We start from the raw sequence: 18,782 nt of genomic DNA on the forward strand, positions 1-18,782 counted from the left end.
CGTGGTCACACCCGGTCGGCGGCGCCTGAGCTTGAAATGCAGCATCTCCACCGGAGGCCCCTTCCTATGACCCGAACCCAGACCCTGCTTGCCCTGTCCCTTGCCCTCTTGGGCACCACCCACTCTGCCCAGGCCCAGGAGGCACAAAGCGTGCGGCTGGGCTTTTTTCCCAACCTGACCCACGCCCCCGCGCTGGTGGGCCTGGAGCGCGGCACCTTTCAGAAGGCGCTGGGCAAGGTCAAGCTGGAACCCAAGGAATTTGTCTCGGGCACCACGCTGACCGAGGCCTTTGCCGCTGGGCAGATTGACATCGCCTACATCGGGCCGGGCCCGGCCATCAATGCCATTACGCGCGGAATGCCCGTGCAAATTGCTGCCGGGGCCAGCGAGGCCGGCGCCGTGCTGGTGGCGCGCAAGGACAGCGGCATCAAGACCTACAAAGACCTGAGCGGCAAGATTGTGGCGGTGCCCAGCCTGGGCAACACCCAGGACATCAGCCTGCGCCACATCCTGAACGAGAACAGCCTGAAGCCCAAGACCGATGGCGGCACCGTCACGATTACCCCCGTGGCCCCGGCCGACGTGCAAACCGCCTTTGCAGCCAAACGGGTGGACGCCACGCTGGTCCCCGAGCCCTGGGGCGCGGCACTGGAAGCCCAGGGGCACAAGATTATCGGCACCGAGAAAACCGTGTGGCGCGACGGCAAGTATCCGACCACCGTGGTCATCGTGAACACCAAGTTCGCCCAGGCCAACCCGGCCCTGGTGGCGGCGCTCCTGAAGGCCCACGGCGACGCGGTGGCGTACATCAACAAGTCGCCAGCGGCGGCCCAGACCGTCGTGAACAAGCAGCTGCTGGAACTCACCGGCGCCAAGCTGGACCCGCGCGTGCTGCAGCGCGCCTTTGCCCGCACCCGCTTCACCACGGCCCTGGACGCCGCCGCCCTGAAGGAATACGCCGCCCTGAACGTGGAGGCCGGCTATGCTCGCAGCGCGCCCGACCTCACGCCGTTCCTGCGCAAATAAGCGGCTTGGGGGAATGTCATGACTGCGCTGCAACGAACTGACTTCGCCCGCCCCGCCGGCGGTCCCTCTCGCTGGCAAATGCTGGCCTGGCAGTTCGCCGGCCTGCTGGTCATCCTGGGCCTGTGGTGGCTGGTCACCGATGTCCTGAAGGTGTATCCGCCCTACGTCTTTCCTGGGCCCAAGGCCGTCTGGACCGAAATCAGTTACGGCCTGTGGGGCACCGGACCCCAGGACGGCAAACTGCTGTCCGCGATTGCTGGCAGCCTGCGGCGCGTCCTGACGGGCTACGTCATCGCAGTGGCGCTGGGCGTTGGGGTCGGCCTGCTGATGGGGGCGTGGCGGCCTCTGCGCACGACGTTGGGCGCCTACCTGACAGGCATTCAGAGTGTCCCCAGCATCGCGTTCGTGCCGTTTGCCATCCTGTTTCTGGGCCTCAACGAGCGCGCGGTGCTGTTTGTGGTCATTCTGGAGGGCTTTATTCCGGTGGCGCTGGCGGTATCGGGCGCGCTGCTGAATGTCCCGCCCGCCCTGCGAGTGGCGGGGCGTACCCTGGGCGCCGGGCCGCTGAGCCTGATGCTGCGGGTGCTGCTGCCAGCCAGCGTGCCCAACATCCTGACTGGCCTGCGCACTGCCTGGAGCTTTGCCTGGCGGGCACTGGTGGGCGGCGAACTATTAATTGCCGGGGCCAGCAGTCTGGGCGAGCAATTAGAGGTGGGGCGCAACACCGCCAATGTGGCGCTGGTGCTGGCGACCATCATCATCATTGGCATTATCGGCGGGCTGTTTGACGCCCTGCTGCGCGCCGCTGAAGGTCGCGTGAGGCGCAATTACGGCCTGGAGGTGCCACAATGACCACCACCATGAATCGCTCTGTGCCTGCGGTGTCCAGCGCTGTGCGCGGCGGCGCCCCACTGCAGCTGGACGGCGTGGTTTACCGCTATCACGGCAAGCAGGCCAGCGGCGCAGGCGTGGGGCCGCTGAGTCTTCAGGTGGCCGCTGGCGAATTCCTGTGCGTCGTAGGGCCTTCGGGCAGTGGCAAAAGCACCCTGCTGTCGCTGCTGGCGGGCTTCTTGCGCCCGCAAAGCGGCAAGATTTCGCTGGGCGGCGAGGCTGTGCGCGGCCCCCACCCCCGCCTGACCCTGGTGCAGCAGGAAGCGGCGCTGTTTCCCTGGCTGACGGTGGCGGGCAACGTGGCCTTTGGCCTGCGCGGCGTCTCTGGTCAGGAGAAAAAGGCGCGGGTGGCCGAGGCCCTGCGGCAGGTCAACCTGGCCGGCTACGAAGGCCGCCGCCCCCATGAGCTGTCGGGCGGGCAGCGCCAGCGCGTCGCCCTGGCCCGCGCCCTGGTCACGCAGCCGGGGCTGCTGCTGCTGGACGAACCGTTCAGCGCCCTGGACCACGCCACCCGCACTGCCCTGGCCGACGAACTGCTGAGCCTGTGGCGTCAGGCCGGCGTGACGGTGGTGTTCGTGACGCACCAGCTGGATGAAGCGCTGCATCTGGGCCAGCGTATCGTCGCTCTGCACGACGGCGAGGTGGCGCTGGACACGCTGGCCACTCAGACCAGCCTGCCCGAGTTGCAGGGGCTGTTTAAGGTCTAGGAAGTGAGCAAGGGTGAGGCGGCGTGTGGACTGCTCACACGCCGCCTCACCATTTGTTCAGCAGCGATCGCATGACCCGCAGAGCATCCTGACTGTGCGGGGTGGTGGGGTCGGCCAGTGCCATCTGCGCGGGGAGAACGGCGGCCAGCCCCTCCAGCGCCTGCCGATAGTTCACCCTGAAGGCAAGCGAGAGGTGAGCCTCAAGCCCGGGCGGGTGGGTATTTCGGCGCTGTCTGGACGCCTCTATCAGCGCCAGCAGAACGAACAGTTCGCCGTGAAAGACGGCTGGAAAACGGTGGATGACCGCACACCACACCGGCACCGCCACACAGGTTGCCGGATAGATGGTGCCCTGGTGCCAGATTTGACTCCAGGTGCGTTGATACAGCGGGATTTCTTCCTCTCTGTAGATTCTGGACTCGGGTGGAAACCCGTATTCCACTGGTCCACATCTGGGCCAGCCAGTCAGCCAGCCGGGGCTCCTTATAGCAGGACTGGAGGAGCAGCGCTCTCTCCTCTGCCGAGAACACCAGGCTCAATGCGCCGCTACTTCTTTGCCCTCCTGCTCCTGGGCCAGCTTCACCCAGTCAATGCGGCGGCGGCGCCATTCGAAGATGGCCACCTTCACCAGTTCTTCGGCGCTGCGGCCCAGGAAGACGCCCCAGACGCCCAGCGGTGAGTACAGGCCCAGCGCCACCGCCAGCGGCAGCCCTACGACAAACGCCCCCACCACATCCCCAAGAATGACGCCCTTGCCATCAGAGGCGCCGGGCAGCACGCCGCCGCCGATAATCATGTTGCGCACTTTGGCCACCTGGGTCACAGCGCTGATCAGAATGCCGAACAGCGCAATCTGATGCACCTCGGCCCCCACACGCGGAAACAGGGGCGGCACCAGCAGGGCGCTGGCGGCAAACAGCAAACCAAATACTGCACCCGTCAGCAGCCCGGCGCGGCCAATGCGCCGCAGCCACACCTGGGCGCCTGCCGGGTCGCCTGCTCCCAGGGCGCGGCCGATGAACACAGTCGCGGCGCTCATCAGGCCAAACGACCCCACGATAAAAATTCCTTCCAGGGTGCCCACAATCTGACTGGCCGCCAGGGCCGCCGTGCCCACGCGGGCGTAGACCGCAGCGTACAGAAACCCGCCCAGGCTCCACGCAAACTCGGTAAAGGCCATCGGCGCACTGACCTTGAGGAGGGGGCCAGCAATGGTGCGCCACGCCGCACGGGCCGGCAGGGTCAGGGCGGCCAGGTGGCGCGGACCATAGATCTGGTAGGCCAGCAGCGCCACCTTCAGCACGTTGGCCACCACCAGCGCCCACGCGGCGCCCACTACGCCCAGCGTCGGCAGCGGCCCCACCCCGAACACCAGGCCCAGCGCCACCAGGCTCTCCACGATGACCGTGATGACCGTCGCCACCAGCGGCGTGCGCGCGTGCCCCAGCGAGCGCAGCGCCCCGCTGAAGATCCAGGCCAGGCTGCCGGGAATCAGGGCCAGCATGCTCACCTGCATGTAAGGAATGGCGGCCTGCGTCACTGCCTCCTCGCCGCCGGCCAGGCGCAGCAGCGCACCGGCGCCCAGGACCACGGGCACGGTCAGCAGCAGCGCCAGCAGCAGGCTGGTCAGGACACTGACGGTCAGTGTCTGGTTGACGCCGGCGGTGTCCTGCGCGCCGTGACGCCGGGCCACTAGAATGCTGGTCCCGGTGCCCAGCGCCCCCAGCGTGACAAAGAAGAGAAACCCCAGGCTGCCGCTCAGGCCGACCGCTGCCACCGCCACCGCGCCCAGGGTGCCCACGATGATCTGGTTGACGAACGTCAGGACCAGCTGAATAACCATCTCCAGGCTGACCGGCACAGCAATATCGGCAATCTGACGGGCTGGGCTCTTGAACGATTCAGAAGGGGGCGGCGTCAGAACTGCTTCGGCAGACATGCCCCTACCCTACACGCCCGAACAGGACCAGGAATCAGCCAGATGACCGAGGTGACAAACGCGACCATTCTTTTCACTTGGAAATACTTTAACTCTTTTTCTTGACATTTAACAAGATAGGCACCAGAATGCCCTCCAGCGAGACCCCCATGACCCAGGACGCCGACCCCATCACCGATCTGCCCGCCCCCCTGATTCCCGCCACGAGTTGGGCCATCATTGATTCCACGCTGCGGGAAGGCGAGCAGTTTGCCCGTGGAAACTTCGGGACGGCCGACAAAATCGAGATTGCCCGTGCCCTGGACGCTTTCGGGGCCGAGTTCATTGAAGTCACGACGCCGATGGTCAGCGCACAGACCCGCGCCGACATTTGCCAGTTGACCGGGCTGGGGCTCAAGGCCAAGTTCCTGACCCATGTGCGCTGCCACATGGAAGACGTGCGGCGGGCGGTAGACACGGGTGTAGACGGCCTGGACCTGCTGTTCGGCACCAGTTCCTTCCTGCGCGAATTCAGCCACGGCAAGAACATCGGGCAGATTATCGAGGCGGCGCAGGAGGTGATTGGCTGGATCAAGACCAATCATCCTCAGCTTCAGATTCGCTTTTCCGCTGAGGATACCTTCCGCTCAGAAGAGGCGGACCTGATGGCGGTTTACCGGGCGGTCTCTGACCTGGGGGTTCACCGGGTCGGGCTGGCGGATACGGTGGGCGTGGCCACCCCCCGCCAGGTCTACACCCTGGTGCGCGAGGTCCGCAAAGTGATTCACGAGGACTGCGGCATTGAGTTCCACGGCCACAACGACACCGGCTGCGCGGTCAGCAACGCCTACGAGGCCGTCGAGGCCGGCGCGACCCACATTGACACCACCATCCTGGGCATTGGCGAGCGCAACGGGATTACGCCGCTGGGCGGCTTTCTGGCGCGGATGTTCACCTTTGACCCGCACGGCCTGATGGCCAAGTACAACCTCGACCTCCTGCCCGAACTGGACGCCATGATCGCCCGCATGGTCGGCCTGCCGATTCCCTGGAACAACTACCTGACCGGTGAATTTGCCTACAACCACAAAGCCGGCATGCACCTCAAGGCCATCTACCTGAACCCCGGCGCCTACGAGGCCATTCCACCGGGCGTGTTCGGCGTGGGGCGGCGGATTCAGGCGGGCAGCAAGGTCACCGGCAAGCACGCGATTGCCTACCGGGCGCGCGAACTGGGTCTGCACTACGGCGAGGACGCCCTGCGCCGCGTGACGGACCACATCAAGGCGCTGGCCGAGCACAATGAGCTGGATGACGAGCATCTGGAGCAGGTGCTGCGGGAATGGGTGAGTGCGTAAAGGAAACGGGCGACCCGGACGGCCGCTCAGCGACGCGCCTCTTCCGTGAGAGGTCTGCCCCTGGTTCTCAACACGCCCGCCGCACTGGCGCGCATGCGGCGGCGCCTGAGCGCGGCGCCCCTGACCACTTGGGCTGAGGGCGCGGTGCAGGCGGCTCAGGCCGACCTGGGCCGGGGCGAAGGCACTTTTAGGCGGGCTCGCGCACCTCTGCGCGGCTGGCAGACGCACCGTTCGGGCTGGCTCCGGGTCGTTCTAGACACTCCGCCTGCCGTGGGCCTGACTGTCCTGGTCTGTCTTCAGGCGGGACCGCGCAGCCCACTGCGCCTGGCGTTTGGCTGCCGCGTCACGCAGATCATTGACGAGCCGCGCCGCTGGGGCTTCGTGTACACCACCCTGCCGGGTCACCCGGAACACGGCAAGGGACTGTTTCTCGTGGAGTGGCAGGAAGACGACAAGGTGGTGTTCCGACTCCTGCCCGGCCCACGGCCTGCGGCGGCTGGGGCGTCCCCTGGCCCTGTGGGTGCGGGCCCAGGGCACACGTCAATACCTCCTTGCCATGCAGGCGGGCGCGTCCTGAAGAATGGTCTAATGAACGCTTCCAGACTGACGACTGCTCTGCTTTCCTCAGCAGGCACGCGCCGCCGTGTCTTTACGGGTCTAGACGGGCAAGGGGGCAAGGCTGTCACCGTCTTTCCCAGAGCCGTCACAGACCCTCAAACCGCCGCTGCCCACGCAGGCACGCCCCTGAGCGTCTTCGTGGAGGCGGCCGAACCAGCCGCCGTTCACCTGCGCGTGTTCACGCCTGCCCGTGAGAAGGGCAGTTCGGACAGTGCGGCGCTGGCGGCCCTGACGGTTCTTCAGACCCAGTTGCCTCTCAGCGACCTGCTGACCGTGACCCAGGGCGAGGGACCGGGCGCCGAGGACCAGGCTGCGCAGCTGTGCGGCGGCGAATGGCTGCTGCGGCAGGGCGAGGTGCAGGCGCGGCCGATGACGGCCGACCTCTCCTCCATCGGCCTGGCTGGTCAGGACCCCTGGCTGGCCCAGACCGAGCGGCCCACGCTGGTGGTTCAGGTGAACGGTCTGGCCACACTGGACGCTTTCGCGCCGGATGACGGGGCCATCCGCGCCCTGGGTCAGGCGACGGGCACCACCGGCCTGGTGCTGCACGCGCCGGGTGGGCCTGACCGCGCCCTGGTCAGCTTCCGCGCCTTCGCCCCGCTGCGCGGCTTTGCCGAGGACGCCGCCAGCAGCAATATGCTGGCCTGCCTGGTGGGCACATTGGGCGCGCGCGGCGACCTGCCGGCCGACACCAACCTCCTGCGCGCGGCCCAGCGGATGCCTGGCCAGCCAGCCCGACTGAGCGCCCAGTTTGCCACCACTGCAGGCGGCACTGAGGTCTGGGTCGGGGGCCGGGTGGTGCAGGCACCGGAAGCAGGACACGAGACGCAGGCCGCAGAAAAATAAAACCTGCGCTCTGAACTCAGGCCAAACTGACCAGAGCGGCAGCTGGCCTCGTCGATGTTGCCTGCTCTACCGCGTCCTGCTAATCCCGCGCCCGCCTTTATCCCCGAGGACTTCACGGAAGCGGGGCGCGGCTGACCCGTACACTACCTGGCATGGAGCTTCTTCTCGACCTTCATCCCGACGCCTACCCCCTGGAGGGGTTCCGGCGGCGGCAGCTGCTCGACTGGGTCTTCGGGCAGGGCGTGGGCACCTTTGACGCCATGAGCAACCTGCCGGGCCCGGCCCGCGCCGAACTGGGGGCGCAGTATCACCTCAATCCGTTTCGGCTGATCGAAACGGTGCGCAGCAGTGACGGCAGCGTCAAGTACCTGTTTACCCTGCACGACGGCCGCCAGATGGAAGCCGTGTACATGCCCTACCTGGACCGCAAGACCATCTGCGTGTCCACCATGGTCGGCTGCCCGGCCCGCTGCGCCTTTTGCGCCACCGGGGCGATGGGCTTTGGCCGCAACCTCACCCCCGGCGAGATCGTGGGGCAGGTGCTGGCGGTGGCGGGCGGCGAGGACGTCGCCCCGCGCGAGATTCGTAACCTCGTGTTTATGGGCATGGGCGAGGCGATGCTCAATTATGAGAACACCATGCAGGCCGCGCGGATTCTGCTGCACCCGCAGGCGCTGGGCATGAGCAAACGCCGCGTGACGCTCTCCACGGTGGGCATTGCCAAGGGGATTCGCCGCCTGGCCGCCGAGGACGACCTGGGCATCAAACTGGCCATCAGCCTGCACGCCCCCGACGAAGACACCCGGCGCCAGATTATTCCCACCGGACACGTCAACTCTATCGAAGAGATCATGGCCGCCGCCCGCGATTATCAGGACGTCACGGGGCGCCGCATCACAATGGAATACACCATGCTCAGGGGGCTCAACGACCACGGCTGGCAGGCCGAGCGCCTGGCGGAGCTGCTACGCGGGCTGGTCAGTCACGTCAACCTGATTCCCATGAATCCCTGGCCGGGGTCCAACTTTGAGAGCAGCACCGAGGAGCAGATTCAGACCTTCTACGACATTCTGGAAGCGCGCGGGGTGGATGTCAGCGTGCGCCGTTCACGTGGGCGCGACGCTGGCGCCGCCTGCGGGCAACTGGCCCTGAAGCGCCCCGCAGCCGTCACAGGCGCGGCCTGAGGCCGGGGAGCAGCCCCGCACATGAGTAAGGGTTCCGAGAGACGTTAATGCTAGGCTACAGGCGTTTTCCGCACATCAGGAGGCCATCAAGGTGACGCAACACACGAAAGCGGTTCTGCTGGGGCTGGCCCTGGCACTGGCCACGTCTGGGGCCGCGCAGACCATGATCGAAACGGTCAGCACCATCGGCGTGCAGAACACCCTGCAATCGGCCGGCACGACCTCGGCGCAGGGCGCGCTGCAAAGTGCCCAGAATCTGCAAGTGCCGGGCGCTCCGGGCAGCGCCGCGACTGGTCAGGCGACCACCACGGCGCCGGCGGTTACGGTGACGCCCCTCACTGCCGAGCAGCAAACCCAGGTGGATCAGGCGCGCGCCGCCTACCAGACTGGGGACTACGCCCGCGCCCGCACGCAGTTTGAAGCGGTGCTGGCCCAGAACTACACCAACCCCGAGCCTCATTTCGGGCTGGCCCTGACGCTGTTCGCCCTGAGCGACGAACGCGGCGCCACCTTTGAATTCCAGCAGTTTCAGGCCCTGGCCCCCACCCGCTTTGAAGGGCTGTACAACCTGGGCGTCATCGCCGCGCGTCAGGGCAACCGTGACCAGGCCCTCACGCTGTTTACCCAGGCCGCCACCCTGATGGCCGGCCAGGCCACCCCCGCCGCCCAGCGGCAGGTTCTCGAAGCCCTGGCCGCCGAGCAGACCCGCAAGGCCGACTTTGCCGCCCTGAGCACCTCTCTGGCGGCGCTGGCGGTGCTCGTCCCCGATGATCTGGACGTGGCCTACCGCCTGGCCCAGGCCCGCACCCTCAGTGGTCAGGGCACAGCCGCCTTGCCCGGTGTGTACGCCCTGCTGCAAAAGGCGCCGACCCGAGTGGACGCGGCGCTGCTGCTCGCCGACATTTATGTGGCCCAGAACCTCCCGGACCGCGCCATCCGCGAACTGGACGCGGCAGCGGGCCGGGTGCAGAACGGCGGCGACCGCTCCGTCCTCCTGCTGCGGAAGGCCAACATCCTGGCCGCCACGGGCGACACCCGCGCCGCCGTGTTTGCCGCGCGCGACGCTGGCCGCGAGGACAGCCGCAACGCCGCCGCCTTTGCCCGCGAAGGCGAGCTGCGGGCCCTACGCAACGACCGCCCCGGCGCCCTGACCGCGCTGCAAAACGCGGTCAAACTGGCCCCGCAAAATGCGGCTTACCGCGCGGCGCTGGCCGGCGTGCGCCTTACCCTGAACCAGAACGCCGAGGCGGCGCGCGACGCGGCGCTGGCCCTGACCCTGCGCCCCGACGAAGCCACCCTGGCCCGCGCCCTGTTCGTGCAGGGGGTGGCCGCCTACCGCCAGGGCCAGTACGCGCAGGCGCGCACGGCGCTGCGGTCCAGCCAGACCCGCGCGCCCAACGCCGACACGGCCCTGTGGCTGGGTCTGAGCGCCTACGCCCAGAAGGACTACGCCGGCGCAGCCAGCGCCCTGGCCGAAAGTGTGCAGCTCAGCCCCAGCGTGACGGCCCGCGTGAACCTGGGCAGCGCTCTGCTCGCCAGCGCCCGCTACCCCGAGGCCGAGGCCATTCTGCGCGGCTTGGTCACGGACGATCCCAAAAACGCTGAGGCCTGGTACTTGCTGGGCCTGACCCAGCGGGCCCAGTCGCGTGAACCCGAGGCCCGGACCTCACTGCGTACCGCTGCGGCTCTGGGCAACATCCGCGCGCAGGGGGCGCTGAGGTGAGTCGTCCCCAGGTCAAACCCGGCACCGGGGCCCGCCGCTGGCCAGATGTCATGATTGGCGCCCTGGTGGTCCTGCTGGTGGGCGGGTTTGGCACCGTGCTGCTGCGCGGCGGCTCTGAAAGTGCCCCGCAGGGGTCGACCCCCGCCGTGACCCCAACCATTCCCAATGCCCCCGGCACCGAGGCGTCGGCACCGGCCACCACCGAGACCGCACCAGTCAGCGCAGGCGCCGAGACGGCCTCTCCGGAAGCTGCGGCGCCCGTGACCGCACCTCCCACAGAAGAAGCCCCCGTGATTGAGGCGGCGCCTATTGGTCAACCGGACCCGGCGCTGCAAACGCCAGTCACGCAGGAGACACCTGCGCCTGCCGGGGCCATCACTGAAGCAGCAACGGAAGAAGACGGCGCGCCTCCGACCACCACGCCGGCGCCACGCACGGGCGGCGCAGTGGCAGCCTCTGAACAGCGGGTGCCGCTGCGCAGCGACTACCGCATCAGCCTGGGCACGTTTGGCAGTGAAGAGGGAGCCCGCAGCGCCGCTGCCGGGGTCAGCGCCCTGGGCTACACGATCTATCCCATTGACCTGGGCACGCAGGTGGTGGCGCAGCTGGGACCCTTCAGTGACGAGGCCAGCGCGCGGCAGGCCCTGGCGGATATTCAACGCGCCTACCCGAGCGCGGTGCTGTACCCACCCAGAGGCCGCAGCCTAACAGGCGCCACGGCGACGACGCCTGAGGCAGCCACGCCGACCACTTCAGCACCAGAGACCACTACGCCAGAGACAGCAGCCCCCGCCCCACAGGCCACCACACCTGCTCCAGCCCCTGACGGCCCCACCTACCTTCAAGTGGGGGCCTTTGACCGGGTGGAAAGTGCCCAGAACCTCGTGCAGCAGCTGCGCGACCTGGGCTACGCCCCCACGGTCAGCGCCCCTGAAGGCCATAAGGTGACGGTGCTGGTTGGTCCCTATACCGGCGACGCCCTGGGCCGCACCGAGGGACGGCTGAACGACAACGGCCTCGACAGTTTCCGGGTGCGCTGAAGTGGCCGAAATTCCCACCGCCGCCATCAGCCGCCTCGTCACCTACCTGCGTATTCTGGAAAGCCTGGAACTGCAGGACGTGAGCCGCACCAGCAGCAACGACCTGGCCGAGCGAGCCGGGGTGACGGCCTTTCAGGTCCGCAAGGATCTGGCTTATTTTGGGCGCTTCGGGACACGCGGTATGGGCTACACCGTGCCTATCCTGAAGCGCGAACTGGTGCGGGTGCTGGGCCTCAACCGCTCGTGGAACGTGGTGATTGTCGGCATGGGCCGTCTGGGTCAGGCCATTGCCAACTATCCGGGGGCCAGTGACTATCAGTTTCAATATGTGGGCCTGTTTGACGTTCACCCGGATCTGGTTGGGCAGCAAGTGCGCGGCCTGAAGGTCGACCATATTGATACCCTGAGTGAGTTCACGCGCCTGAACGCCGTGGATATGGGCTTTCTGGCTGTGCCGCCTGAGCGTGCCCAGGACGCCGCGCAGGCTCTGGCCGACGCCGGGGTCAAGGGCATCCTGAACTTTGCCCCGACGGTCATTCAGCCCAGAGCGGCCGAACGGGCGGGTCAGCAAGAAATCAGTGATGAGTGGCGTGGTGTGATTGTGGAGAATGTTGACTTTCTCGCGGGCATGAAGCGCCTGGCCTTTTATATTCTTAATCCTCACCTCAAAGACGCTCCTGCTCCGGAGGAACCTGCATGAAGAAAGCTGCTCTCTTGTCCCTGCCCCTGCTGCTGGCGGCCTGCAACACCACAGGCACGCCAGGCGGCAGCAACGCTTCCGTCACCGTTTCACCCAGCAAGACGAGCGTGACGACGACTGCTGGTCAGCTCTCTGGCACCACGACATATGCCTTTACCAACAAGGCGGGCGGGCGTGAAGTCACCATCAACAGCGCCACATTAACCTGGACAGACACGACGACCAAGACGGCCAAGAGCGAAACGGTGAGCGTGCCCTCGTTCACGCTGCCGGCTGGCCTCACCTGCGCCGCAGCGACGAGCAACCCGTCAGCAGCCTGCAATTTTAACGATTCCGGCACCACTTACGCTGACCGTACACTCAGCAAGACCTTCTCTGACGCAGAGCTGTTTGCTAAGGTCCTGAGCGCCAACCCCAGCGCGAGCAATCTGCCGGTGACCGTGCAGTTCAATGGCACGCAGAACGGACTACCCTTTAGTTTTACCTCCACTCAGAATGGCGGTGACGACGGAACAGAGGCCGCGCCCAAGCCACTGCTCACTATTAACACCACTGGGGCGCAGCCTTACAGCGGCAGCCTGAGTGTCACCGCGTCGGGAAACTTCGATGTCACCAGTAAGGTCAAGAGCCTGGTGCTTGAAGTCAGTGATAGTAAAGGCAATATCGACAACACCTCTTTCACCAGCGTCAATCCCAACGTCAGCTTCAGCGTGGACACTTCGAAGTATCCAGATGGCGCGCTCACCTTAAAGATCATCGCCCTGACAGAGAGCGGCCTGCGTGGTGAGAGCACACCTCAGACGGTGCAGATTCGCAATATCTCGGCGCCCACCATCAGCATCTTGAGTCCAGATGCCAACTCCACCGTCACTGGCCCAGTGACTGTTCGTGTCCAGCTTCGCCAATCCACCTCGGCCTTTACCTTGACCCCATTTAACGGGAGCAACGACGTGCGCCTTGATGTGCGCGACTTCCAGGGGCGGATTGTCAAAACCACCTATGGCAAGGCGAACCGTGTCAGTGAGGGGATTTTTGAAGCATATATCCCACTCGACCTGATTGGGTCTGAATTTTCAAGCAATGCCTACACCATTACCGCAACAGCGCAGGCTGTGCTGACTGATGCCTCTACCCGAACGTTGAATGCGGCGACACCCATTACCACCAAGGTCAACAACACCAAACCGCCTGCCCTGAGTGTCCTGATGCCAGCGTACGTCGAAGATCCATACGCGGGCGCTACCCGTTCCATCCTCTCGCGCAATTCGGCACTGGAGATTCAGGGCAGTGACGACGGCGGGATCACGGATATCCGTGTGGACTTCATCTGCGATGTTGTGACAGCGTTGCCCACTCAGTCATGCCCAGCGTCACCATTCACTCACAATATCCCGGTGAATGTAGCGGGCGTTGTCTACCGCATTTTCGAAATTGGCGCTCTGCTTGATGCCCAGCCTTACGTACAGAACGGCAATTACTCGCTCCGCATTACGGCCTCAGACGGCAGTGGAAACTCCAACGTTCAGGAAATGCCGGTTCGTGTCTCCCGGGCTACAGTGGACAGTGATATCGCCGGGCTGGCAGAACAGTCCATTGTGGACAACATCGTGGAAGACACCCGGCCCGGAGAGCTTAATATTCGCAGCGCCCGCTGGGTCATTCCGGGCAGTGACGGCAGTGTGCCTGGCCGAACGGTCAACCGCGTGCGCGTCTCTACCCTGGCGTACGACAACACCACGAACACGTTGATTCCGACGCGTCAGCGGCTTGACCCCGTGTTCTCTGCAGGGTCAACCATCCAGTTAACACAGGGCTTCGCAGATGAGGGAAGTTACCGGATTGACTATATCGTTCAGGATTTGGTCACGGGTGTAACGCGGTATTATCAGGGCGGTATCATTGTTGTGAAGCGCAACGCTTCGTAAGCCCGATCTGAATAGAGGCCGCCTCTTTAAGAGAGGTGGCCTCTACTGCTCATTTCTCTACGCCGTTAACTCCGCCCCAAGCCGCTCCTGAATCTGCGCCAGCACCGTTTCGGCATCCTGACCAGGGATAACCTCTGTCCAGTGGTCAGTAATAACGCCGTCCGGCGCCACCAGAAAGGTCTCACGGCGGGGGCGGCGCACATCCTCGCCGGGCCAGGGGTCGTCCAGTACGCCAAACAGACTGCTGACAACCTGCTTGCGGTCATCCAGCAGTGGATAATCCAGCTTGCAAACATCTCTGAAACGGGCCTGTTCCTGACGGGGGTCGCCGTTAATGCCCACGACATCCACTCCCTGGGCCTGAAACTGTGGGTACAGCGCCTGGTAGCGCCGCGCCTGCAACTGGCAGTGGGTGGTGGCGGTCTTCGGAAAGAAGAACAGCACGCGCCAGCGGCCCTGTGCCGGAGCATAGGCCAGGCCGGTGTCCTGCTCGGCGGTCAGGCGGGGCAGATAGTCTCCAACAGTCAGTGACATGGCCGCAGTGTAAAAGGGCCAAATGCTGCCTGGGCAAGGGTTGGCTCAACGCCTTTTAAGACGCGCAGGTCAGAGCTGCTGGCTCTGACAGAACGCTATGCTGACAGGCATGGGACTGTGGGTGTTTTTTGTCGTGATTCTTCTAAGCGCCACAGGCATTCTGGCGCTGGCGCTGGGGCCGCTTAAGACGGCCCCCAGCGCTCAAATGCTCCGGATGATTGCTGGCGTTCAATACGCACTGGCGGCGCTTCTCCTGGGTGCCCGCCTGACGGGCAACGCATGACGGCCACCGCCTCCACCGTGCAGGCGCTTGATCTGCTGTTTCTGGGTACTCCTGGCGTGATTGCGTCGTTTGTCTTTGACACCGGCGACGGCCTGGCCCTGGTGGACACCGGCCCTGCCAGCACCCTGCCGGCCCTGCGCGTGGCCCTTGAAGCCCTAGGTGCGCGGCTAGAGGACGTGCGGCACCTTCTGCTGACACATATTCACCTGGACCATGCGGGCGGTGCTGGTGAGGTGCTGGCCCAGGTGCCTCAGGCACGCGCCTATGTCCATGAACGTGGCGCCGGGCATCTGGCCCGTCCTGAGCGGCTACTGGCCAGTGCCAGCCAGATTTACGGTGACCAGATGGAACGTTTGTGGGGGGGCATGCGGCCCATTGCCCCGGCGCGCCTCACCGCCCTGAAAGGCGGCGAGAGGCTCCGCCTGGGCGAGTTAGAGGTGCAGGCCATCGCCACGCCTGGTCACGCCTCACACCATCTGGCCTACCACAGCGGGGACGAGCTCTTCGTAGGGGATACGGGCGGCATCCGCTTGACGGAAACGCAGACCCCCCGCGCCCCCACCCCGCCCCCAGACATTGACCTGGAGGCGTGGCGCACCAGTCTGGACATCCTGGAAGCGCTGGAGGCCACGCGCCTTCACCTCGCGCACTTTGGCACCTATGCCAAGACTCCAGACCACTGGGCGGGCCTGCGCCGCACCATGACCGCCGACGCCGAATGGGTGCGCGCCGGCCTGGCAGCGGGCCAGGACTTCGAGACCATCAACGCCGCTTTTACCGGCGAGTTGATGGCCGACCTGCGGGCCGAGGCTCCTGATCTGCCCGGCCGCTACGATTTTGCCTGCCCACCCTGGATGAGTGTGCAGGGCCTGATGCGGTACTGGCAGCGGCAGACCGTGCGTGGCGCGGCGGGAGGCTACTGATGCGGGTGCTGGTCATTGGCGGCGGTGGGCGTGAACACGCCATCGTTCACGCCTGCGCCCGCGCGGGCCATGAGGTGCTGTGTACGCCAGGAAATCCGGGGATTGCTGGTCTGGCCCAGGTGCTGGACAGCGCCCAGGACGCCCCCAGCCTGGCCCGCCTGGCGCAGCGAGAAGGCGTAGAGGTGGTCATCGTGGGGCCAGAAGCCTACCTGTCAGCGGGCGTGGTAGACGAGTGCGCCGCTCTGGGCATTCCAGCTTTTGGCCCCAACCGCGCCGCCAGTCGCCTGGAAAGCGATAAGGCCTGGAGCAAGGCCTTCATGGTTCGCCACGGCATTCCCACCGCCGCGCACCAGGCTTTTCAGGATCTGGACACGGCGCTGGGCTATGCGCGCAGCCTCACGCCGCCCATCGTGGTCAAGGACGCCGCCCTGAAAGCGGGCAAGGGCGTGACCATCGCGCACACCTTTGAAGAGGCGCAGGCGGCCTTGCAGGAGATTTTTAGCGAGGCCGGCGCGCAAGCTGTCCTTGAAGACTTCATGGTGGGTCAGGAGGTCACGGTACTGGCTATGACCGATGGAGAGCGCTACGCCTTGACTCCGCCCAGCCAGGACCACAAAACCATTTCTGAAGGCGACACCGGCCCCATGACGGGCGGCATGGGTGTCATTTGCCCTTTCCCTCTGGACGCAGACATGTTGACGAACGTCAAGCGAACCATCATCGAACCGACTTTGCGGGGCATGCAGGCCGACGGCCACCCATTTCAGGGCGTCTTGTACGCGGGCCTGATGCTGACGCCGACTGGCCCAAAAGTCGTGGAATTCAACGCCCGTTTTGGCGACCCCGAAGCCGAAGCCGTGTTGCCCTTGCTAGCCAGCGACCTGGCCCAGCATGCCCTGGACGCGGCGCGGGGACAGCTGAAGCCCGAGGAAGTCCGTTTTACTGATCAGGCCAGCGCTGTGGTCATTCTGGCCGCCCCCGGTTACCCCGGTAAGCCTGTCAAGGGGGTACCGCTGACGCTGCCTGAGGAAGCTCAAAACGAGGTGATTTATCACGCAGGGACCCAGCAGGACGGGGACCAGCTCCTGAGCAGCGGCGGCCGGGTGCTGGCGGTGACTGCGACTGCGCCCACCCTGAATGCCGCGCTTGGCCGTGCCTACGCCCTGGCAGGGCGCGTGGGTTTTCCAGGTGCTCAATACCGGCGGGATCTGGGGGCCCGAATTGGAGCCGTCCCCGCAGCGGACGCCAAGCCTGTTTGACCAGCAGGGGGCTGGGGCGCTAGCATTCGCCTCGCCCGCTGTGCCGGTGTGGCGGAATGGTAGACGCACTCGACTCAAAATCGAGCGGGAAACCGTAGGGGTTCGAGTCCCCTCACCGGCACCATCAGAGAAAGCTCCGTCCTAGACGGAGCTTTGTTCATTTGGCCGTCCTGCAATTCCGCGCCGAACTTCCACTTTGCTGCAACTCTTACTGTAACCAGCTTTTTATGAGTCTCTGGTAAATCCATAGAACCAGCTCTCCCCTAACACTCCACCACCACTAGCTCTGCCGCCCACGCCTGCCGCAGCATGTCCGCTGTGCCGCCGCCGCTGGTGGCCGCCATCGTGGGCGCCCAGTTCGGGCAGGCCATCCCGCAAGCCGCCGACTAACCCCGCCCTGGGGCTAGCCGAGGCTAAGGCCGTCGCGTTCTCTTCCCTAGCCGACAGCCCGTTTTAGGCCTGCTGAGAGATCTATGGTCGCCATCATAGCCCCTTAAAAAGTGATCTTTAGCCCTTTCTTGAGTATGCGAAAGGGCTAACTTTCTATTGTGCCAATTGTACAAATCGTACAAAATCTAAAGGTACACGATGGAGTCTGAATGGAAGGTTTTAACAGCATCGCAGTGCCGCTGCATAAGCGCGACACACAGTTGTGTCCCTATGAGCTAGAAGCCTGCCTATGCCTCGCTTAGTTACTTCCCCCAGGGCTGATACCCCATTCTCTCCCCAAAGGAAGGCTGCCCCGATGCCAACACCCCTGCCCAAGGAGCGTTCAGGACGGGCCTGCGACCCAACGCGACCCGAGTCCGCCGAAGCCGAAGCTCAGCTGACAGTTTTCCCCGCCAGCGAAGCGAGAGCCAACTTTATGGAAGTGATTAGCCGTGTCCGGTTCGGACGCGAGCGCCTGGTGATCACCAACAAAGGAAAGCCTGCTGCCGCGATGGTCACGATGGAAGACCTGAGGATCCTGCAGCTTCTAGATGACGTAGACATCTAGGAGATCATTCATGAGTGCCTCGCGCACCCCCCCGCAGAAAGCGTCGATCTCGACGACTACGACTGCCGCCGCTCCTCTCACCGTTAAGGTCAAGTTACACCTAAAGGTGGAGAGGGATCTCGACTCCCTGCCGGACAAGCACTACCGTTAGGTTTGGGCGAAGATGAAGGTATTGAAGCAGGCTCCCAGCCCCTGACCGGCGCCCTATGACTAACTTCCCAGGCGTTTAACGCATGGATTCAGGTGAGTACCGAATCGGATTGACCGAACACAAGACCGCCAGCGAGCACGTGATCATGATTGTGCTGGTGGACTGTAGAAACGATCTGCAGTTCTACAAGCACATCAAGCGCCGTCTGAATCGCTGACCGTATGGCATTTCAGAAGCTGCCCCCAGGACCAGGCTGGGGGCGGTTCCTTTTTGCCGCTCATGTCTCTTCAGGCAGTACCACTGTGGCTTCGTCCAGATCCTTCAGTAGCATGCTGGCAAAGGCTAGGCGCTCCAGTGTGCGGCCCTAGTCTAGGTGTTCGACTTCTTTGTGGCTAAGCGGGTTCTTCAGGGTGGCCACTGCGCCCCGGAAAAGTGCCTGATAGCCCTCTTGCTCAGTTATGACCTTACTGAAGAAGATGCGTGTACTTTTCTGGCCCATAGCATTGTTGACCACACCGACGCTTACATCGGTGCTGGAGAGCTGAGCAAGGTCTCGGACACGCACCTTGATGTACCGGAACGCATTCAGAATCGCCGTGAAATAATCACCACTGGCGAATGAAGTTGCACACCGCTCCTGCAGGTCCGGGTGAAAGTAGCTGGGTAGAAGTGTCTGCTGGTCACTAGCTGTACTTCGGG

General features: G+C 64.8%; 18 protein-coding genes and 1 tRNA gene. 15 read left to right on the top strand and 4 right to left on the bottom strand.

Annotation, left to right across the window (positions count from 1 at the left end):
- Positions 1–66 precede the first annotated feature (66 nt).
- From K7W42_RS19955 to K7W42_RS19965, 3 genes are read left to right on the top strand one after another with little or no spacing between them, the layout of a single operon-like run.
- Positions 67–1,026 (top strand): ABC transporter substrate-binding protein, encoded by a 960-nt coding sequence (locus K7W42_RS19955; protein ID WP_224576921.1) that lies wholly within the window; start codon positions 67–69, stop codon positions 1,024–1,026.
- 18 nt (positions 1,027–1,044) lie between these two features.
- A complete protein-coding gene (locus K7W42_RS19960) occupies positions 1,045–1,878 on the top strand; it encodes an ABC transporter permease (RefSeq protein ID WP_157461218.1) in 834 nt (277 codons plus the stop codon).
- Positions 1,875–2,624 (top strand): ABC transporter ATP-binding protein, encoded by a 750-nt coding sequence (locus tag K7W42_RS19965; protein ID WP_157461219.1) that lies wholly within the window; start codon positions 1,875–1,877, stop codon positions 2,622–2,624. The genes K7W42_RS19960 and K7W42_RS19965 overlap by 4 nt, the downstream gene beginning before the upstream one ends.
- A 46-nt stretch (positions 2,625–2,670) precedes the next feature.
- Here the strand turns inward: K7W42_RS19965 and K7W42_RS19970 are convergent, their stop codons facing one another.
- Positions 2,671–3,066, bottom strand: coding sequence for a hypothetical protein (locus K7W42_RS19970; RefSeq protein ID WP_157461220.1), 396 nt, complete (start codon positions 3,064–3,066; stop codon positions 2,671–2,673).
- Between the two features lie 93 nt (positions 3,067–3,159).
- On the bottom strand, positions 3,160–4,563 hold the full coding sequence (locus tag K7W42_RS19975) for an MATE family efflux transporter (RefSeq protein WP_224576924.1): 1,404 nt from the start codon (positions 4,561–4,563) through the stop codon (positions 3,160–3,162).
- Positions 4,564–4,691: 128 nt separating this feature from the next.
- Here K7W42_RS19975 and lysS point away from each other — a divergent pair, with 128 nt between their 5' ends.
- From lysS to K7W42_RS20010, 7 genes are all read left to right on the top strand, one after another.
- Positions 4,692–5,900: a homocitrate synthase gene (lysS, locus tag K7W42_RS19980; RefSeq protein ID WP_224576925.1), complete on the top strand. Its 1,209-nt coding sequence runs from the start codon at positions 4,692–4,694 to the stop codon at positions 5,898–5,900.
- Positions 5,901–5,993: 93 nt separating this feature from the next.
- Positions 5,994–7,364 carry a DUF1990 family protein gene (locus K7W42_RS19985; protein WP_224576926.1) on the top strand — a complete coding sequence of 457 codons (1,371 nt, stop codon included), beginning with the start codon at positions 5,994–5,996 and terminating at the stop codon, positions 7,362–7,364.
- 152 nt (positions 7,365–7,516) lie between these two features.
- On the top strand, positions 7,517–8,548 hold the full coding sequence (gene rlmN / locus K7W42_RS19990) for a dual-specificity RNA methyltransferase RlmN (RefSeq protein WP_157461224.1): 1,032 nt from the start codon (positions 7,517–7,519) through the stop codon (positions 8,546–8,548).
- Positions 8,549–8,639: 91 nt separating this feature from the next.
- Complete coding sequence (locus K7W42_RS19995) at positions 8,640–10,271, top strand: tetratricopeptide repeat protein (RefSeq protein WP_224576927.1); 1,632 nt, start codon at positions 8,640–8,642, stop codon at positions 10,269–10,271.
- Positions 10,268–11,311 carry an SPOR domain-containing protein gene (locus tag K7W42_RS20000; protein WP_224576928.1) on the top strand — a complete coding sequence of 348 codons (1,044 nt, stop codon included), beginning with the start codon at positions 10,268–10,270 and terminating at the stop codon, positions 11,309–11,311. The genes K7W42_RS19995 and K7W42_RS20000 overlap by 4 nt, the downstream gene beginning before the upstream one ends.
- Before the next feature lies 1 nt (position 11,312).
- On the top strand, positions 11,313–12,011 hold the full coding sequence (locus tag K7W42_RS20005; protein WP_224576929.1) for a redox-sensing transcriptional repressor Rex: 699 nt from the start codon (positions 11,313–11,315) through the stop codon (positions 12,009–12,011).
- Positions 12,008–13,936, top strand: a complete 1,929-nt coding sequence (locus K7W42_RS20010) for a hypothetical protein (RefSeq protein ID WP_224576930.1) — start codon at positions 12,008–12,010, stop codon at positions 13,934–13,936. Before K7W42_RS20005 ends, K7W42_RS20010 begins: the two co-directional genes overlap by 4 nt.
- A 57-nt stretch (positions 13,937–13,993) precedes the next feature.
- Here K7W42_RS20010 and K7W42_RS20015 read toward each other — a convergent pair whose 3' ends face one another.
- Entirely contained in the window at positions 13,994–14,470 is a 477-nt protein-coding gene (locus K7W42_RS20015; RefSeq protein ID WP_224576931.1) for a peroxiredoxin, read from the bottom strand.
- A 109-nt stretch (positions 14,471–14,579) separates the two neighbouring features.
- On the opposite strand from K7W42_RS20015, the gene K7W42_RS20020 reads away from it, so the two are divergent.
- From K7W42_RS20020 to K7W42_RS20040, 5 genes are all read left to right on the top strand, one after another.
- On the top strand, positions 14,580–14,753 hold the full coding sequence (locus K7W42_RS20020; protein WP_224576932.1) for a hypothetical protein: 174 nt from the start codon (positions 14,580–14,582) through the stop codon (positions 14,751–14,753).
- Positions 14,750–15,676, top strand: a complete 927-nt coding sequence (locus K7W42_RS20025; protein ID WP_224576933.1) for an MBL fold metallo-hydrolase — start codon at positions 14,750–14,752, stop codon at positions 15,674–15,676. The genes K7W42_RS20020 and K7W42_RS20025 overlap by 4 nt, the downstream gene beginning before the upstream one ends.
- On the top strand, positions 15,676–16,935 hold the full coding sequence (gene purD, locus K7W42_RS20030; protein WP_224576935.1) for a phosphoribosylamine--glycine ligase: 1,260 nt from the start codon (positions 15,676–15,678) through the stop codon (positions 16,933–16,935). The genes K7W42_RS20025 and purD overlap by 1 nt, the downstream gene beginning before the upstream one ends.
- Positions 16,936–16,977: 42 nt before the next feature.
- Positions 16,978–17,059, top strand: a tRNA-Leu gene (locus tag K7W42_RS20035).
- Between the two features lie 621 nt (positions 17,060–17,680).
- A complete protein-coding gene (locus K7W42_RS20040) occupies positions 17,681–17,932 on the top strand; it encodes a type II toxin-antitoxin system Phd/YefM family antitoxin (protein WP_224576936.1) in 252 nt (83 codons plus the stop codon).
- A gap of 515 nt (positions 17,933–18,447) precedes the next feature.
- Here K7W42_RS20040 and K7W42_RS20045 read toward each other — a convergent pair.
- On the bottom strand, positions 18,448–18,782 hold a 335-nt coding region (locus K7W42_RS20045), incomplete at its 5' end, for a TIGR02391 family protein (RefSeq protein ID WP_224576937.1).

Origin of the sequence: Deinococcus betulae (assembly GCF_020166395.1) — a bacterium.
Lineage (GTDB): Bacteria > Deinococcota > Deinococci > Deinococcales > Deinococcaceae > Deinococcus > Deinococcus betulae.

What these genes read in the sequence shown, in the direction of transcription:
- K7W42_RS19955 (WP_224576921.1), top strand. Translation starts at nt 67, where the DNA reads ATGACCCGAACCCAGACCCTGCTTGCCCTGTCCCTTGCCCTCTTGGGC.
- K7W42_RS19960 (WP_157461218.1), top strand. Translation starts at nt 1,045, where the DNA reads ATGACTGCGCTGCAACGAACTGACTTCGCCCGCCCCGCCGGCGGTCCC.
- K7W42_RS19965 (WP_157461219.1), top strand. Translation starts at nt 1,875, where the DNA reads ATGACCACCACCATGAATCGCTCTGTGCCTGCGGTGTCCAGCGCTGTG.
- K7W42_RS19975 (WP_224576924.1), bottom strand. Translation starts at nt 4,563, where the DNA reads ATGTCTGCCGAAGCAGTTCTGACGCCGCCCCCTTCTGAATCGTTCAAG.
- lysS (WP_224576925.1), top strand. Translation starts at nt 4,692, where the DNA reads ATGCCCTCCAGCGAGACCCCCATGACCCAGGACGCCGACCCCATCACC.
- K7W42_RS19985 (WP_224576926.1), top strand. Translation starts at nt 5,994, where the DNA reads ATGCGGCGGCGCCTGAGCGCGGCGCCCCTGACCACTTGGGCTGAGGGC.
- rlmN (WP_157461224.1), top strand. Translation starts at nt 7,517, where the DNA reads ATGGAGCTTCTTCTCGACCTTCATCCCGACGCCTACCCCCTGGAGGGG.
- K7W42_RS20010 (WP_224576930.1), top strand. Translation starts at nt 12,008, where the DNA reads ATGAAGAAAGCTGCTCTCTTGTCCCTGCCCCTGCTGCTGGCGGCCTGC.
- K7W42_RS20015 (WP_224576931.1), bottom strand. Translation starts at nt 14,470, where the DNA reads ATGTCACTGACTGTTGGAGACTATCTGCCCCGCCTGACCGCCGAGCAG.
- K7W42_RS20020 (WP_224576932.1), top strand. Translation starts at nt 14,580, where the DNA reads ATGGGACTGTGGGTGTTTTTTGTCGTGATTCTTCTAAGCGCCACAGGC.
- K7W42_RS20025 (WP_224576933.1), top strand. Translation starts at nt 14,750, where the DNA reads ATGACGGCCACCGCCTCCACCGTGCAGGCGCTTGATCTGCTGTTTCTG.
- purD (WP_224576935.1), top strand. Translation starts at nt 15,676, where the DNA reads ATGCGGGTGCTGGTCATTGGCGGCGGTGGGCGTGAACACGCCATCGTT.
- K7W42_RS20040 (WP_224576936.1), top strand. Translation starts at nt 17,681, where the DNA reads ATGCCAACACCCCTGCCCAAGGAGCGTTCAGGACGGGCCTGCGACCCA.